Annotated in this window: 13 protein-coding genes; 8 read left to right on the forward strand and 5 right to left on the reverse strand. The window is 72.9% G+C overall.

The genetic code is table 11. The features are described from left to right. Window positions 1–233: 233 nt before the first annotated feature. Entirely contained in the window at window positions 234–917 is a 684-nt protein-coding gene (locus ACIRA5_RS00970) for a hypothetical protein (protein WP_403686045.1), read from the forward strand. After that, window positions 914–1,459, forward strand: a complete 546-nt coding sequence (locus tag ACIRA5_RS00975; protein ID WP_352053570.1) for a histidine phosphatase family protein — start codon at window positions 914–916, stop codon at window positions 1,457–1,459. Before ACIRA5_RS00970 ends, ACIRA5_RS00975 begins: the two co-directional genes overlap by 4 nt. A gap of 10 nt (window positions 1,460–1,469) precedes the next feature. Here the strand turns inward: ACIRA5_RS00975 and ACIRA5_RS00980 are convergent, their stop codons facing one another. Next, complete coding sequence (locus ACIRA5_RS00980) at window positions 1,470–3,461, reverse strand: amino acid transporter (protein WP_403686047.1); 1,992 nt, start codon at window positions 3,459–3,461, stop codon at window positions 1,470–1,472. A 514-nt stretch (window positions 3,462–3,975) separates the two neighbouring features. Here ACIRA5_RS00980 and ACIRA5_RS00985 point away from each other — a divergent pair. The 3 genes from ACIRA5_RS00985 to ACIRA5_RS00995 all read left to right on the forward strand — a co-directional run bounded on the left by ACIRA5_RS00985 (window position 3,976) and on the right by ACIRA5_RS00995 (window position 8,908). Continuing rightward, entirely contained in the window at window positions 3,976–4,602 is a 627-nt protein-coding gene (locus ACIRA5_RS00985; RefSeq protein ID WP_190169121.1) for a YigZ family protein, read from the forward strand. Window positions 4,603–4,671: 69 nt separating this feature from the next. Beyond that, window positions 4,672–5,835, forward strand: coding sequence for an exonuclease SbcCD subunit D (locus ACIRA5_RS00990; RefSeq protein ID WP_403686049.1), 1,164 nt, complete (start codon window positions 4,672–4,674; stop codon window positions 5,833–5,835). A 70-nt stretch (window positions 5,836–5,905) separates the two neighbouring features. Further along, window positions 5,906–8,908: an AAA family ATPase gene (locus tag ACIRA5_RS00995; RefSeq protein WP_403686051.1), complete on the forward strand. Its 3,003-nt coding sequence runs from the start codon at window positions 5,906–5,908 to the stop codon at window positions 8,906–8,908. A 20-nt stretch (window positions 8,909–8,928) separates the two neighbouring features. Here ACIRA5_RS00995 and ACIRA5_RS01000 read toward each other — a convergent pair whose 3' ends face one another. Further along, window positions 8,929–9,375, reverse strand: coding sequence for an Lrp/AsnC family transcriptional regulator (locus tag ACIRA5_RS01000; RefSeq protein ID WP_403686053.1), 447 nt, complete (start codon window positions 9,373–9,375; stop codon window positions 8,929–8,931). A 162-nt stretch (window positions 9,376–9,537) separates the two neighbouring features. Between ACIRA5_RS01000 and ACIRA5_RS01005 the strand changes: the two genes are divergently transcribed. Further along, on the forward strand, window positions 9,538–10,053 hold the full coding sequence (locus ACIRA5_RS01005; RefSeq protein WP_403686054.1) for a rhodanese-like domain-containing protein: 516 nt from the start codon (window positions 9,538–9,540) through the stop codon (window positions 10,051–10,053). A gap of 6 nt (window positions 10,054–10,059) precedes the next feature. On the opposite strand, the gene ACIRA5_RS01010 is transcribed toward ACIRA5_RS01005, so the two are convergent. Continuing rightward, entirely contained in the window at window positions 10,060–10,929 is an 870-nt protein-coding gene (locus tag ACIRA5_RS01010; RefSeq protein WP_403687179.1) for a LysR family transcriptional regulator, read from the reverse strand. 148 nt (window positions 10,930–11,077) lie between these two features. On the opposite strand from ACIRA5_RS01010, the gene ACIRA5_RS01015 reads away from it, so the two are divergent. Then, a complete protein-coding gene (locus tag ACIRA5_RS01015; RefSeq protein ID WP_403686056.1) occupies window positions 11,078–12,010 on the forward strand; it encodes an MBL fold metallo-hydrolase in 933 nt (310 codons plus the stop codon). Between the two features lie 94 nt (window positions 12,011–12,104). Here ACIRA5_RS01015 and ACIRA5_RS01020 read toward each other — a convergent pair whose 3' ends face one another. After that, on the reverse strand, window positions 12,105–13,796 hold the full coding sequence (locus ACIRA5_RS01020) for a DUF885 domain-containing protein (protein WP_403686058.1): 1,692 nt from the start codon (window positions 13,794–13,796) through the stop codon (window positions 12,105–12,107). 63 nt (window positions 13,797–13,859) lie between these two features. Further along, entirely contained in the window at window positions 13,860–14,378 is a 519-nt protein-coding gene (locus ACIRA5_RS01025; RefSeq protein ID WP_403686060.1) for an Lrp/AsnC family transcriptional regulator, read from the reverse strand. Between ACIRA5_RS01025 and ACIRA5_RS01030 the strand changes: the two genes are divergently transcribed. Continuing rightward, complete coding sequence (locus ACIRA5_RS01030; RefSeq protein WP_403686061.1) at window positions 14,340–15,671, forward strand: trans-sulfuration enzyme family protein; 1,332 nt, start codon at window positions 14,340–14,342, stop codon at window positions 15,669–15,671. The two genes, ACIRA5_RS01025 and ACIRA5_RS01030, sit on opposite strands and share 39 nt — an antisense overlap. Window positions 15,672–15,696: the final 25 nt, after the last annotated feature.

A 15,696-nucleotide genomic window follows, 5' to 3' on the forward strand; every position in this document is an offset into this window, starting at 1 on the left:
AGGGTGAGGAGGGGGGATCTCCGACGTCGACGGGCTGTTGTCCGTCGGGATCAACCCTCCCGTCCCCCGGCCGCGCCCACGAGAGAGCCATCTCCCGAACCCCTGGTGCAGTGGGCTACACCCCCGGGGGCGGACCACCCACCTCCCGTACGCGGGACGGCAGGGGAAGCCCGCGTGTCCGGAATGGGTCCGACCTCCCTGCGCCCGGGCTCCCGCCCGCCTACGCTCGCTCCGTGCTGCGTATCACCGACGCCCGAACGGGCGAGCCCATCGACGCCGTCCCTGCCCGCCGGAGCCTGACCCGCGTCGAGGCGCACGTGGAGCGGGACGATCTGTCCGCCCTACGCGTGCTGCTGGTCGCCGACGTGCTCGCCAGGACCCTGGAACTCGGTGGGACCCCCGTCGTCACGGTGGCCGACCCGCCCCCGGAACTCCGGGCGCGCGCCGACGCGCTCGGCATCCGCCGGGCCGAGGGCGACCGGAGCGGTGCGGGTCCGGCCCTTCATGTGCTCGCGCCCGACGCCACCGCCGTGGACGGCATCCGCATCGAGGTAGCCCCGGTGCACGGCACGGCCGACCCGGCGCTGCTGAGGATGGTCCTGCTCGCGGCCCCGCGCCGGCAGTCCGTCGACCTCGCCGCGGCCGCCGGCCTCGACGGCGCCCGCGAGACGCTCGCGCGCTGGCGCAAGTCCGTCGCGACCTGGGCCACCCGGCCGTCCAAGCCCGTCCCCGAGCGCGTACGCCAGGAACTGCGCGCCGCGTGGGAGGACGACCTCGACGTACCCGCCGTACTCGAGGTGCTGCGGCGCGTCGAGCACGCGGACGACGTGCCGGACGGCGCCCGCTTCGAGACGTACGCCTACGCGGACCGTCTCCTCGGGCTCGAACTCACGCGTGACATCGGGGCGCAGCGGTGATCGCGCGCGCCGGAGCGGGCCCGCTGCGCAGACTCGTCGTCCTGCGGCACGCCAAGTCGGCATGGCCCACGGGTGTCGCCGATCACGAGCGGCCCCTCGCCCCGCGCGGCCGCCGCGACGCCCCGGCCGCCGGACGCGCCCTCGCCGAGTCGGACTGTCTGCCGGACCTCGCCCTGTGCTCCACCGCCGTACGCGCCCGCCAGACCTGGGAGTTGGCGGCCCGGCAGTGGGGCACCCCGCCGCCCGTACGGTTCGACCGGCGGCTGTACGGCGCCGAGGTGCCGGAGTTGCTGGCGGCCCTGCACGAAGTCCCCGACCAGATCAGGACGTTGCTGCTGATCGGGCACAACCCCGGAGTGGAGGAACTCGTGCTCGAACTGGCCGGGGACAGCCTCGACGACGCGTTGGACGACGTACGGACGAAGTTCCCGACCTCCGCGACGGCGGTCCTCGCCTGGCACGGGGACTCCTGGGACGCGCTCGCCCCGGGCACGGCGCTGCTGACGGGCATGACCGTGCCGCGGGGCAAGAAGAAGGACTGAGGAGGCAGAGCTAGCCCACGTGGATCCGGGGCCTGCGCTCCGGGTCCGGCTCGGCGCGCCGGAGCACTTCCCGGGTGACCGGGGCGACCTCGCCGTCGCCGAAGACGAGGAAGCGGACCAGGTGGCTGAGGGGGTTGCCCTCGGTCCAGTTGAAGTAGGCGTGCGGGACCTGGCCGGTGCGGTCGCGCAGCCGCATCATGACGGCCGCGATGGTGTTGGGCACGGTCGCGCCCTCGACGCGCAGCCTGCGCACCCCGTGCTTCTCGTCGCCGTGCACGGTCAGGTCGGCGGTGAAGTCCGAGGAGTCGGTCACGAACACCTCCAGGAACAGCACGGGACGGCCGTCCGGGATGTGCGTCTGCTCGCGCTGGCTGTACTCCTTGGCGCGGTACTCCCGGGTGCTGTGCTCGTGCGGCTCGTTCGCGATCAGCCGCAGCGGTCCGCTCGCCGCGGCCTCGTCGACGAAACGGGCCGCGGCCTCGTCGAACGTCACCTCGGCGGCGCGCAGTTCGAAGGCGCGGCGCACCCGCGAGGCGAACGAGGTGATCAGGATCGCCAGGATGAAGATCAGCGCGATCTTGATGCCGTCGGGGCGTTCGATGACGTTGGTGACCAGGGTGTAGCCGAAGACCGCGGTGATCGCGCCGAAGCCGATCGCGGCGGCGCGTTGGCCCCGCTGATGCACGGCGACCGCCGAGGCGAAGGACGCGGAGAGCATCAGGACCAGCACACCGGTCGCGTACGCGCCGCTCTGGTCGTCGACGTTCGCGTTGAACCACAGGGTGATGAGGACCGCGGCGGCCATGAAGACGAGCACGAGGGGGCGGACGGCGCGCGTCCACTCGGGGGCCATGCCGTAACGCGGCAGGTAGCGCGGGACGAGGTTGAGGAGACCGGCGAGCGCGGAGGCACCCGCGAACCAGAGGATCGCGATGGTCGAGAGGTCGTAGACCGTGCCGAACGCCTCGCCCAGGTGCTGGTGGGCCAGGTAGGCGAGGGCACGGCCGTTCGCCGCACCGCCGCTCTTGAACTCGTCCTGCGGGATCAGGATCGTCGTCGCCAGGCTGGACAGCAGCAGGAAACCGCTCATGATCACGGCGGCCGTGGTGAGCAGCCTGCGGGTCTCGCGGATCCGGCCCGTCGGCTTCTCGTACGTGTCCGTCGGGTCGCCCTCGACCTGCGGCATCACCGCCACGCCCGTCTCGAAGCCGGACATGCCGAGCGCCAGCTTCGGGAAGACGAGGAGCGCCACGCCGATCATGGCGAGCGGCGAGGAGTGTGCGGCCGTCATGGCGTCGGTCCAGTCGCCGATCTTCACCGGGTGGCTGAGCACCTGCCAGGCGGAGACGGCCAGAACGACGACATTGAGGGTGAGATAGGTGGCCACGAGCGCCACCGCGATCCCGATGGCCTCCTTGAAGCCCTTCAGGAAGACCGCGCCGAGCGCGGCTATGAGAAGGAGGGTGATCCAGGTGTTCCCACCGTGCATCCAGTGCGGAGCGAAAGGATTCTCCACGACGTGTGCGGAGGCGTCCGCTCCGGACAGGGTGATCGTGATCAGGAAGTCGGTGGCCGCGAAGCCGAGCAGCACCAGGACGAAGATCTTCCCGGCCCACCAGGGCAGCAGCCGCTCCAGCATCGCGATCGAACCCTCGCCGTGCGGGCTCTCCTTGGCGACGCGACGGTAGACGGGCAGCGCGCCGAGCAGGGTGAGCCCGATCAGGACGAGGGTCGCGAGCGGGGAGAGCAGTCCGGCGGCGAGGGCCGCGATACCCGGCTGGTAGCCCAGTGTGGAGAAGTAGTCGACGCCGGTGAGGCACATCACCCGCCACCATTTGTGGCCCTGGTGCTCGGCGTCCGGGGTGGCGTGCGGGCCGGGGTGCTTGGCCGACTGCTCGCTGAGTCCCTCCAGAAGCCACGCCCGCCAGCGCGGCGCGGCTGCGGAGGGCTCCCGTTCGAGGGGCTCCGCGGAGTCCGAACTGTCCACCTGGGTGCCGGTCATGCTGCGATCTCCCTGCGATCGGTCGGGCCGGCGATCCGGCTTCGGACAACGAGGAGCGAGTATCCACCACCCCGCCCCACGCACCTGAGCCGGGTCCGGACGTCCGCAGGGGCCCCGCCGAGACCGGAGCGGCGACCGGCATCGGCCGCGGGGCGACACGGGTTGTCCGCGAGGCGACCGGGGCCGTCGTGCTCTCGCCGGGGCGATGGCGTGGGGCTTGGGGCGCCTCCACGGGGGGCCTTGTGCGCCCGGAGGGGCGTGGTGCCCTCGCCGGAGGTGATCATCGGCGGACCCGCCGCCGCGGTCGGGCGCGGTGCGCGGCGGAGTCGGCGGCCGTGAGGTCGGCCCGTCGCCGCCCGTGCCGGGACGGGCCGCGCCGCGCGCGGTTGAACGCGCCGCGACCGCCGCGCGGCGAACCGCGCCCTCTCGCCGCGCCGACGAGATCCCCCGGAGCGTGCGGCACGCTCCGGGTCCGGCGTGCCGCACGCGCGCGGGAAGCGCATACGCTGGCGTGATGCAGGACGAGTACCGCACAGTGGCCCACGCGGGCGTGCACGAGACCGAGGTCAACCGCTCCCGCTTCCTGTGCGCTCTCGCCCCGGCGGCCACCGAGCAGGAGGCCCAGGAGTTCATCGCGGGCGTCCGCAAGGAGCACGCCGACGCCACGCACAACTGCTATGCCTACGTCATCGGAGCCGACGCCGCCGTCCAGAAGGCGAGCGACGACGGCGAACCCGGCGGCACCGCGGGCGTGCCCATGCTCCAGATGCTGCTGCGCCGCGACATGCGGTACGTCGTCGCCGTCGTCACCCGCTACTACGGCGGGGTCAAGCTCGGTGCGGGCGGACTGATCAGGGCGTACGGAGGCTCGGTGGGCGAGGCACTGGACGCCCTCGGCACACTCACGCGCAAACGCTTCCGGCTGGCCACGGTCACGGTCGACCACCAGCGGGCCGGCAAGATTCAGAACGACCTGCGGTCCACCGGGCGCGAGGTCCGTGACGTCCGGTACGGCGAGGCCGTCACGATCGAGATCGGACTGCCGGACACCGACGTCGAGCCCTTCCGGGCGTGGCTCGCCGATGCGACGGCTGGGACGGCCGGGTTCGAACTGGGTGGAGAGGCGTACGGGGACGCATAGGCGGGCGGCGCGGACCGATACGGGAGTAGCCGCCCGTGATGTCCGACCCGCCCGTTAGTCTCGGGGATCATGAGGATTCTGCACACGTCCGACTGGCATCTCGGCCGGGCCTTCCACCGGGTGAACATGCTCGATGCCCAGGCCGGGTTCATCGGTCACCTCGTCGCGACCGTGCGTGAGCACGACGTCGACGCGGTGGTCGTGTCCGGGGACGTGTACGACCGGGCGGTGCCGCCGCTGGCCGCCGTCGAGCTCTTCGACGACGCGCTGCACCGGCTCGCCGCCCTCGGAGTGCCCACGGTGATGATCTCCGGGAACCACGACTCGGCGCGCCGGCTCGGCGTCGGTGCCGGGCTCATCGGCCGCGCGGGCATCCATCTGCGGACCGAGCCCTCCGCCTGCGGCACGCCGGTGCTGCTCGCCGACGACCACGGCGACGTGGCCTTCTACGGACTGCCCTATCTCGAACCGGCCCTGGTCAAGGCCGAGTTCGGTGTCGAGAAGGCGGGGCACGAGGCCGTCCTCGCCGCCGCCATGGACCGGGTCCGCGCCGACCTCGCCACGCGCGCGCCGGGTACCCGTTCCGTGGTACTCGCCCACGCCTTCGTCACCGGCGGGGCGGCCAGCGACAGTGAGCGGGACATCACCGTGGGCGGGGTCGCCGCCGTACCCGCCGGGGTTTTCGACGGCGTCGACTACACCGCGCTGGGCCATCTGCACGGCAGCCAGACCATCACCGAGCACGTGCGTTACTCCGGCTCCCCGCTGCCGTACTCCTTCTCGGAGGTCGACCACCGCAAGAGCATGTGGCTGGTGGACCTGGGGCCGGAGGGATTCGTGGGCGCGGAGCGGGTGGACTGTCCCGTTCCCCGGAAGCTCGCCCGTGTCCGGGGGCACCTGGAAGACCTGCTCGCCGATCCGCGGCTGGCGCGCCACGAGGAGGCGTGGGTCGAGGCGACCCTCACCGACCCGGTCCGCCCCACGGAGCCCATGGCCCGGCTGACCGAGCGCTTCCCCCACACGCTCAGCCTCGTCTTCGAACCGGAGCGGGCCCCCGAGGACCCGGACGTCTCCTACGCCCGGCGGCTCGCGGGCCGCAGCGAGCAGGAGATCGCGGAGGACTTCGTGGCCCATGTGCGTGGCGCGGGCCCCGACGCCGACGAACAGGCCGTACTGAGGGACGCGTTCGACGACGTCCGCGCCGACGAGGCCGTCCGGGAGGTCGCCCGGTGACTCCACGTACGCACGACACAGGAGACGCGCCGCGAGACGCGCAGGACCCGCTGGACCCGAAGGAGGCCCGATGAGGCTGCACCGCCTGGACATCACGGCTTTCGGGCCGTTCGGCGGCACCCAGAGCGTCGACTTCGACGAGCTGTCGACCGCGGGGCTCTTCCTGCTGCACGGTCCGACGGGAGCGGGCAAGACGTCCGTCCTCGACGCCGTGTGCTACGCGCTGTACGGGGCGGTCCCGGGCGCCCGCCAGAGCGGCCAGGGCCTGACCCTGCGCAGCGACCACGCGGCACCCGCGACGCGCACCGAGATCACGCTCGAACTCACCGTCGCGGGACGCCGGTTGGAGGTCACCCGGCAGCCGCCGTGGGCCCGCCCCAAGAAGCGCGGCACGGGCACGACCACCGAAAAGGCGCAGAGCTGGCTGCGTGAGTACGAAGCGTCCGCGGCCACCTGGAAGGACCTCAGCCGCTCCCACCAGGAGATCGGCGAGGAGATCACCCAACTGCTCGGCATGAGCCGTGAGCAGTTCTGCCAGGTCGTGCTGCTGCCCCAGGGCGACTTCGCCCGCTTCCTGCGGGCCGACGCCGAGGCCCGCGGCAAGCTGCTCGGCCGGCTCTTCGACACCCACCGCTTCGCCGAGGTCGAGAAGCGGCTCGCCGAGCGGCGCCGGGCCACGGAGGCCGAAGTACGCGAGGGCGACACCGCGTTGCTCGCCGACGCGCACCGCATGCAGCAGGCCGCCGGGGACATCGTCGAGGTGCCGCCGCCCGCTCTCGCGCCCGGTGAGCCCGGCCTCGCCGACGCCGTCCTGACCTGGGCCGCCGTGGCCCGCAGTACGGCCCGCGAGCGGCTGACCCTCGCGCACACCGCGCGTACGGCGGCCGAGTCCGCGCAGGCCGCCACCGACCGCGTACTCGACGACGTACGCGAAGTGGCCCGGCTGCAGCGCAGGTTCACCGAGGCGCGGGAGCGCGCCGCGCGGCTGGAGGAGCGTGCCGACGCCCATCGGGAGGCGCAGACGCGGATGGAGCGGGCGCGCAAGGCGGAGACGGTGGCCCCCGCGCTCGATCTGCGCGACGCCGCCGAGGCCGAGCACCGCGGCGCGGCCACGGACGAGGCACGCGCGCGTCTCGCCCTGCCGGACACCTACGCCGGAGCCGGTGCGCCCGGGCTCGCGGCAGCCGCGCGCAAGGCGGCCGAGGAGCTCGGCGGACTGGAGTCGGCCCGCCGGGCGGAGCGCCGGCTCGGCGAACTCGCCCGGGAGCGCGCCTCCCTGGACCGCCAGGAGCGCGAGGACGAGGACGTCCGCCAGGACACCGAGAGCTGGCTCGCCACGTGGGAGGCGACCCGCGTGGAGCTCCAGGCGCGCATCGAGTCCGCGCAGGAGGCCACCACGCGCGCGGAGCAGCTCGCCGAGCGGCGCGATCCCGCCCAGGCGCGGCTCAGGGCCGCCCGGCAGCGCGACCAGTTCGCGCGGGACACGGAAGCCGCCCACGCCCAGGCCCTCGCCGCCCGTGAACGCGCGACGGACGCCCGGGTCCACTGGCTCGATCTGAAGGAACAGCGTCTTCAGGGCATCGCCGCGGAACTCGCCGCAGGTCTCGTCGACGGCGAGCCCTGCGCCGTGTGCGGCAGCTCCGCGCACCCCGCACCCGCGCGCAAGGACGCCGGACACGTCGACCGGGAGGCCGAGGAGCGCGCCCTCGCCGCGTACCAGCGCGCCGACGAACAGGCCACCGAGGACGAACGTCGGCTCGGCGTCGTACGCGAGGCGCTGGCGGCCGCCACCGCCGAGGCGGGCGACACTCCGACCGCGCAACTCGCCGAGCAGGCCGAGGAGTTGGAGCTGCGGTACGCCGAGACGCGGGCTGCTGGGTCCGGGCTGCACGCCGCGCGGGAGCGGCTCGCGCAGGCGGGACTCGAGCACGAACGGCGGGTCGCGGCCCAGCAGGAGATCGCGCTGCGATCTGCCGCCCGGGTCTCCCACCGCGACCGGAACGACCGCGAAAGGGCCTTTCTGGAGGAGGAGTTGACGCAGGCGCGGGGCGCCGCCGACAGCGTCACCGTGCGCGCCACGCAGCTGGAGCGGCAGGCCGCCCTGCTCACGGAGGCCGCCGAGGCCGTGCGCGCGGCCGAGGACACCGCGCAGCGTCTCAAGGACGCCGACGCGCGCCTGTCCGACGCGGCCTTCCGCGCCGGTTTCGACACCCCCCAGGCCGCGGCCGCCGCTCTCCTCGACGACGCGGCCCACCGGGACCTCCAACGACGCCTCGACGCCTGGCAGTTCGAGGACAGCGCGGTACGTGCCGTGCTCGCCGAGGCCGACACGGCGGCCGCCGCCGAGCGGCCGGCCGCCGACCTGGCCGCCGCCGAACGGGCCGCCGAGTCCGCCGCCCGACGGCTGCGGGAGTCCGCCTCCGCCCAGGACGAGGCCGCCCGACGCTGCACGGAACTGGACCGGCTGTCCACGCGCGCGGCCACGTCCGTACGCCGGCTCGCGCCGCTGCGTGAGGAGTTCGACCGGGTGGCACGCCTGGCCGGGCTGGCCGCGGGCACCTCGGCGGAGAACGAGCGCAAGATGCGCCTGGAGTCGTACGTCCTCGCCGCCCGCCTGGAACAGGTGGCCGCCGCCGCGACCGTACGACTTCAGCGCATGTCCTCCGGGCGCTACACCCTCGTCCACTCCGACGACCGCGCGGGCCGTGGCCGCAGCGGGCTCGGACTGCATGTCGTGGACGCCTGGACCGGCCGGGAGCGCGACACGGCGACGCTCTCCGGGGGCGAGACGTTCTTCGCCTCGCTCGCGCTGGCCCTCGGTCTCGCGGACGTCGTCACGGACGAGGCCGGCGGGGTGCGGCTGGACACGCTCTTCATCGACGAGGGCTTCGGCAGCCTCGACGACCAGACCCTGGACGAGGTCCTCGACGTGCTCGACTCCCTGCGGGAGCGTGACCGCAGCGTGGGCATCGTCAGCCATGTCGCCGACCTGCGGCGGCGCATCCACGCCCAGCTCGAGGTCGTGAAGGGCAGAACGGGATCGGTCGTACGGCAGCGGGGCGTCCAGGACTGAGTCGGCGGATCGCCGGGGGATCAGTGCCCCAGGGGGCGCCGGGGGAGCGGCGAGGAGTACACGACACTCGTGGTCACCGAGCCGAGGGTGCCGATCCGGCCGGAGATCGTCTCCAGGTGGCTCATCGAGCGCGCCGCGACCTTGATGACGAAGCAGTCGTCGCCCGTGACGTGGTGCGCCTCCAGGATCTCGGGCGTCGCCTCGACGAGGTCGTGGAACGGCTTGTAGTTGCCGTTCGGATAGCGCAGCCGGACGAAGGCGAGGATCGGCAGACCGAGGCTCTCCAGGTCGACCACGGCCGCGTACCCCTGGATGACGCCCGCCTCCTCCAGACGGCGCACCCGCTCGGTGACCGCGCTCGCGGACATCGAGACGGCACGGGCCAGCTCCGCGAAGCTGGCCCTGCCCTCGCGCTGGAGGACGTCGAGGATGTGCCAGTCGGTGGCGTCCGGGGAATACGCGGTCATGGGTGAGGGATAGCAGGGAAAACCCCGGCCGATCAAGAGCGATGCCGTGGATCGCCACTTCAGGAAGAGGATCGCCGGCCGTAGATTTCTGGCCAGGAGGTCCCCGTGGGGCCGGTGCCGCGAAGGTGCCGGTTCGGCGGGGCAGGGAGGGAAGGCCGGACGATGACTGAGACCGCCGACACCACTGTCACCACTGTGACCAGCGCCGCGACCAGGACGAACCCCGTGCTGCGGGTCGCCCCGGCGTCCCCGGCCGTGGCCGTCGCCCACTTCGGCGCGAGCCTCGCCTTCCACGCCGATGTCTCCGACGTCGCCGCCGCGCTGGCGGCGGGCGGCGACCCCGGCTTCGTGGTCCTCGACTCCCGCTCGACCGCGTCCTGGGACCAGGGGCACGTGCCCGGTGCGATCCACCTGCCCACCGTGCTCATTCCCGAGCAGGCCGAGCAGCTCCTCGACAGGTCGGTGCCCGTCGTCACCTACTGCTGGGGGCCCGGCTGCAACGGCGCGACCCGTGCCGCTCTCGCCCTCGCCGAACTCGGCTTCCCGGTCAAGGAGATGCTCGGGGGCTTCGAGTACTGGGTGCGCGAAGGCTTCGCGTACGAGACCTGGGAGGGAGACGAGCGGCGCGCGGCGGACCCGCTGACGGCTCCGGTGGACGCGGCGGACTGTGGCTGCTGATCGCTCCTAGGAGCGCGTGAGGCCCGTCGCGAGGCTGACGAACGAGCGGATGAGCGGGCTGGTGTGGGCGCTGTTCCACGCGATCACCAGGTCGCTGGGCGGCGCGTCCGCCAAGGGGATCACCGTGAGGCCCTCGGGCAGGGACTGGGAGTGGGCGAGGGGCATCAGTCCGACGGTGTCGTTCCACAGGACCGACTGGAGGCATTCGTGGGCGGTGCGGATGACGGGACCGTCACGGCGCCCGTCGGCACCGGGCGGGCCCGTCCAGAAGGCCTGCCACACCGGGTCCGTGCCCTCCGGGAACCGGAACCAGCGGCGGTCGGCGAGTTCGTCCAGGCGCAGCCGGTCGCGGTCGGCCAGCGGGTCGTCGGCGCGCAGGACCACACCGACCGGGTCCGACCGCAGCACGCGGGTGGTGATGCCGGTGTCGTCGAACGGCGCCCGCGTCAGGGCCACGTCGACGAGGCCGGCCCGCAGTCCGATGGTCGGGTCGGTCAGGTCGGCCTCGCGGATGCGGATGCGCACGGCTGGGTGTTGGCGCCGGTAGGCGACCGCCAGCCGGGTGCCGACCTGCTCGGCGCTGTCGGCGAGGGTGCCGATGGTCAGGGTGGCCGTGCCGGCCGTGGCGGCGACCCGGGCCCGGGCCTGGTCGGCCCGCGCCAGCAGGGTGCACGCCTCGTCGTGGAGGAGGGCCCCGGCCGGGGTGAGGGTGACGCCCGAGGGTGAGCGGCGCAGCAGTTCGCAGCCGAGGTCGGTCTCCAGCTGCTTGACGGCCCGGCTCAGCGGGGGCTGGGTCATGTGCAGTCGCGCGGCGGCGCGGCCGAAGTGGAGTTCTTCGGCGACCGCCACGAAGTAGCGCAGGGTCCGCAGCTCCATCATCGCTCCATCGCCGTCCCGAGCCGCTCACTCGACTTCGCTCAACTGCGACGATACCCGCGCGGTATCGGGTCTGCGAGATCGGTGTTGGACGCCCCCGGCCGTCCCGCGCTGGACTGGTGGCTCAGTGCAACACCGAGGAGTCGCAGTGTCTGAGGAAGCGGTGACGACGGATCCCGTCGTGCACGTCGAGGGTGTTCAGGAGCTGGCCCGTGACCTGGTGGTCATCCCCGACCGGCGGGTGCAGCTGGTGCCCAACATCGGCGTCATCGGCGGTCACGGTGCCGTGCTCGTCGTCGAGACCGGCTTGGGCCCGAGCAACGGCGAAAAGGTGCTGGAGTTCGCGGCCGACTATGCCGAGGGACGCCGGATCTACCTGACGACGACGCATTTTCACCCCGAGCACGCCTTCGGGGCGCAGGCCTTCGCCGGGGAAGCGACGTTCCTGCTCAACCGGGACCAGGCCGAGGATCTGAAGGTGAAGGGGCCGGGCTACCTGGAGATGTTCAAGGGGCTCGGCAAGCCGGTCGAGCGCCGGCTCCGGGGCGTCGAGCCGGCGCGGCCCGATGTCGTCTACGACCGGGCGTACGACCTGGATCTGGGCGGGCGGGTGGTGCAGCTGCGGGCCACCGGCCGGGCCCACAGCAGGGGCGACCAGGTGGTCAGGGTGCCGGACGCGGACGTCCTGTTCACGGGGGACCTCGTGGAAGCCGGGCAGTTCGCCATCTTCCCGTGGTTCCCGCCGTACGACACCGACGTGTCCGCAACCCGCTGGATCGCGGTGATGGAGAGGCTGGCGGCGCAGGCTCCCCGGATCGTGGTGCCCGGCCACGGCGAGATCGGCGGTGCGGGGCTGCTGGCCGACGTGCGCGACTACCTGCGGCTGCTGCGGGACGAGACGTGGGCCCGCCGCGACTCCGCCGTGGCCGAGCGGACGATCGTCGAGGAGATCTCGGCACTGATGATCGAACGGCACCCGGAGTGGGTCGGCCGGGAGTGGATCGAGAAGGGCGTCGGCTGCCTGTGCTCCGAACACGCCGAACATGCCGAACATGCCGAACACGCCGAGCACGCCCAGTAGTTCCGGTACTCCCCGTACCTGATGTTCCCCGTACTTGACACGCGGCGGCCGGGCTCGCGGTCGTCACCGTGAGCCCGGCCGCCGTCGGTGTCCGTCAGAGCCGGGACAGTTCGTCCACCAGGTCGTCCAGGCCCAGCGAGCCCTGGGACAGGGCCGCCATGTGCCAGGCCTTGGCGTCGAAGGCGGCGCCGTGCCGCTTCTTCGCGTTCTCGCGGCCCAGCAGCCAGGCCCGCTCACCGAGCTTGTAGCCGATGGCCTGGCCCGGGATGGAGAGGTAGCGGGTGAGCTCGCTCTCCACGAAGTCCGCCGGACGGCTGCTGTGCGCGCCGAAGAACTCCTGCGCCAGCTCCGGGGTCCAGCGCTCGCCCGGGTGGAAGGGGGAGTCTGCCGGAATCTCCAGTTCCAGGTGCATGCCGATGTCGACGATGACCCGGGCCGCGCGCATCATCTGCGCGTCCAGGTAGCCGAGCCGCTGCTCCGCGTCCTCCAGGAAGCCGAGTTCGTCCATGAGCCGCTCCGCGTACAGCGCCCAGCCCTCGGCGTTGGCGCTGACGAGACCGACGGTGGCCTGGTAGCGCGAGAGGTCGTCGACCACGTACACCCACTGGGCGAGCTGGAGGTGATGGCCGGGGACGCCCTCGTGGTACCAGGTCGAGACGAGGTCGTAGACGGGGAAGCGGGTCTGCCCCATGGTGGGCAGCCAGGTGCGGCCGGGCCGCGAGAAGTCCGCGGACGGCGCGGTGTAGTACGGGGCCGCCGCGCCGCCGGGCGGCGCGATGCGCGACTCCACCTTCCGTACCGGCTCGGCGAGTTCGAAGTGGGTGCCGTCCAGCGCCTCGATCGCCCGGTCCATCACACCCTGGAGCCACGCCTGGACCTCGTCGACGCCCTCGATGTGCCTGCCGTGCTCGTCGAGGTGCGCGAGCGCCACCCAGGGGGTCTCGGCGCCGGGCAGGATCTTCTCGGCCTCGGACTTCATCTCCGTGAGGAGCCGGTGGTACTCGGACCAGCCGTACGCGTACGCCTCGTCGAGGTCGAGATCCGTACCGTTGAAGTAGCGTGCCCAGCGCGCGTACCGCTCGCGGCCCACCGTGTTCGGCGCGCCCTCGATCGTGGGCGCGTAGACGTCACGCATCCAGTCGCGCAGCTCCACCAGGGCCTGCGTGGCCGTCCGGGCGGCCGTGTCCAGCTCGTCCCGCAGGGCGTCGGGCCCCGCGGACACGAAGTCCTCGAACCAGCCGCGGCCCTGCCCGTCCGGGTCCGACCACTCGGTGAGCTGCTCGATGAAGGTCGCGGTGGGGCGCGGGCCCGCGTACAGCTTGCGCTCCAGGCCGAGGGCGAGGGACTCGCGGTACCCCGTGAGGGCGGTCGGCACCGCGCGCAGCCGCTCGGCGATCGCGGCCCAGTCCTCGTCCGTCTCGGTCGGCGCGATGGTGAACACCTGGCGCACGGAGTGCGCGGCCGTCTGCATGTTGCCGACGGCCCGCAGGCCCTCGTCGGCGTCGTGGACAGCCAGTTCGGCGGTGAGCCGCTCGCGCAGCAGCCGGGCGCAGCGGCGCTCGATGTCGCTGTCCGCCCCCGGCTGCCGCTCCGCCTCGTCGAGCCGGGCGAGCGTCGTCCGCGCCAGCTCCGCGACGGCCTCCTGCCCCGCGGGCGAGGTGTCGGGGAGCTTGTCGGCACTCTCCTTCACACCGAGGTAGGTACCGAGGACCGGATCGAGGGCGATGAGATCGTCGACATACGCGTCGGCGACCTCGCGGGGCAGCGGGCTCTTCGTCTCTGACATGCCGACATCCTCATACGAGGACGGGTGCCGCGTCAGCCCGGTCGACCGGGCATGGGGCGGGCATCAGCCTGATTTTGCCGACGTCGGGGCCGCGGACGAGGGCGACGGAGGGGAGGGCGGGAGCAGGGGGCCGCAGTCCCACTGCTGGAAGATCAACCGGGTCTCCACCCGGGCCACCTCACGCCGGGACGTGAACTCGTCGAGGACCAGCCGTTGCAGGTCGGCCATGTCCGCGACGGCGACCAGGACGAGGTAGTCGTCGGGCCCGGTGAGGTGGAAGACGGTCCGGGACTCCGGCAGCGCCCTGATCCGCTCCACGAACGGCCCGACCAACTCCCGTCGATGCGGTCTGACCTGCACGGACAGCAAGGCTTCCAGGCCCCGCCCGAGCTTCGCCGGATCGAGGCGCAGCTGATGGCCGAGAATCACCCCCGCACGGCGCAGCCTCGCCACCCGGTCCAGGCAGGTCGAGGGCGCGACTCCGACCTGCGCGGCGAGATCGCGGTACGTCGTCCGTGCGTCGTTCTGGAGCAGCCGCAGCAGATGAAGATCCACCGGATCGAGTACGACAGATTCGGCCATGGCCCGAACGTAACACGGAGTGTGCGTCCGGGGCTCCGGCCGGTGTTCAGTCTGCTGTGCATGGAATCCGTGGTGCATGACGTATACGAAGCTCAGGACGACTCCTGCGACCCTCAGGGCGACTCCTATGACGGTCGGGACGACCTCCACGACGTTCAGGGCACCCGTGCCCGCGCGCCGCGTGCTCTCGCCACCGAGGCCGTGCACGCCGGGCGCGAGGACCTCGCCCGGCAAGGACTGCACGCCGCGCCGATCGACCTGTCCACGACCTACCCCTCGTACGACAGCCGCGGCGAAGCCGCTCGTATCGACGCGTTCGCGGCCGACGGCGCCGAGCCGGAGGGCCCGCCGGTCTACGGGCGCCTCGGCAACCCGACCGTCGCCCGTTTCGAGACCGCCCTCGCCCGCCTCGAAGGAACCGAGAGCGCGGTCGCCTTCGCGAGCGGCATGGCCGCGCTGAGCGCCGTACTGCTCGTGCGGAACGCGCTCGGCCTGCGGCATGTCGTCGCCGTACGGCCCCTGTACGGTTGCAGCGACCACCTGCTCACCGCCGGGCTGCTGGGCTCCGAGGTCACCTGGGTCGACCCGGCGGGCATCGCGGACGCCCTGCGCCCCGACACCGGCCTCGTCGTGGTCGAGTCCCCGGCCAATCCGACGCTCGCCGAACTCGACCTGCGCGCCGTGGCGCACGCCTGTGGCTCCGTGCCGCTGCTCGCCGACAACACCTTCGCCACACCCGTGCTGCAACGCCCCGCGGAGCAGGGGGCCCGTCTGGTCCTGCACAGCGCCACCAAGTATCTGGGCGGACACGGGGACGTCATGGCCGGAGTGGTGGCCTGCGACGAGGAGTTCGCCCGTGGGCTGCGCCAAGTGCGGTTCGCGACCGGGGGCGTGCTGCATCCACTGGCCGGGTATCTGCTGCTGCGCGGCCTGTCGACCCTGCCCGTACGGGTCCGGGCCGCGTCCGCCAATGCCGCCGAACTCGTCCGCCGGCTCGCCGCCGATCCGCGCGTCGAGCGCGTCCACTATCCGCGGATCGGCGGTGCCATGATCGCCTTCGAGGTCCACGGCGACCCGCACGAGGTCATCTCCGGGGTCCGCCTGATCACCCCGGCGGTGAGCCTCGGCAGTGTCGACAGCCTGATCCAGCATCCGGCGTCCATCAGCCACCGCATCGTGGCCGCCGGCGACCGCCGCGAGTCGGGGGTCGGTGACCGCTTGCTGCGCCTGTCGGTGGGGCTGGAGGACGTGGAGGACCTGTGGGCCGATCTGGACGGTGCGTTGGGGCGGTGACCAGGCAGAGGCCCCGGGCGAGGTG

This window comes from Streptomyces sp. NPDC096311 (assembly GCF_044763085.1).
GTDB lineage: Bacteria > Actinomycetota > Actinomycetes > Streptomycetales > Streptomycetaceae > Streptomyces.

What these genes read in the sequence shown, in the direction of transcription:
- ACIRA5_RS01020 (WP_403686058.1), bottom strand. Translation starts at nt 13,796, where the DNA reads ATGTCAGAGACGAAGAGCCCGCTGCCCCGCGAGGTCGCCGACGCGTAT.
- ACIRA5_RS01000 (WP_403686053.1), bottom strand. Translation starts at nt 9,375, where the DNA reads ATGACCGCGTATTCCCCGGACGCCACCGACTGGCACATCCTCGACGTC.
- ACIRA5_RS01005 (WP_403686054.1), top strand. Translation starts at nt 9,538, where the DNA reads ATGACTGAGACCGCCGACACCACTGTCACCACTGTGACCAGCGCCGCG.
- ACIRA5_RS00985 (WP_190169121.1), top strand. Translation starts at nt 3,976, where the DNA reads ATGCAGGACGAGTACCGCACAGTGGCCCACGCGGGCGTGCACGAGACC.
- ACIRA5_RS00995 (WP_403686051.1), top strand. Translation starts at nt 5,906, where the DNA reads ATGAGGCTGCACCGCCTGGACATCACGGCTTTCGGGCCGTTCGGCGGC.
- ACIRA5_RS00980 (WP_403686047.1), bottom strand. Translation starts at nt 3,461, where the DNA reads ATGACCGGCACCCAGGTGGACAGTTCGGACTCCGCGGAGCCCCTCGAA.
- ACIRA5_RS00990 (WP_403686049.1), top strand. Translation starts at nt 4,672, where the DNA reads ATGAGGATTCTGCACACGTCCGACTGGCATCTCGGCCGGGCCTTCCAC.
- ACIRA5_RS01030 (WP_403686061.1), top strand. Translation starts at nt 14,340, where the DNA reads ATGAAGATCCACCGGATCGAGTACGACAGATTCGGCCATGGCCCGAAC.
- ACIRA5_RS01025 (WP_403686060.1), bottom strand. Translation starts at nt 14,378, where the DNA reads ATGGCCGAATCTGTCGTACTCGATCCGGTGGATCTTCATCTGCTGCGG.
- ACIRA5_RS01010 (WP_403687179.1), bottom strand. Translation starts at nt 10,929, where the DNA reads ATGGAGCTGCGGACCCTGCGCTACTTCGTGGCGGTCGCCGAAGAACTC.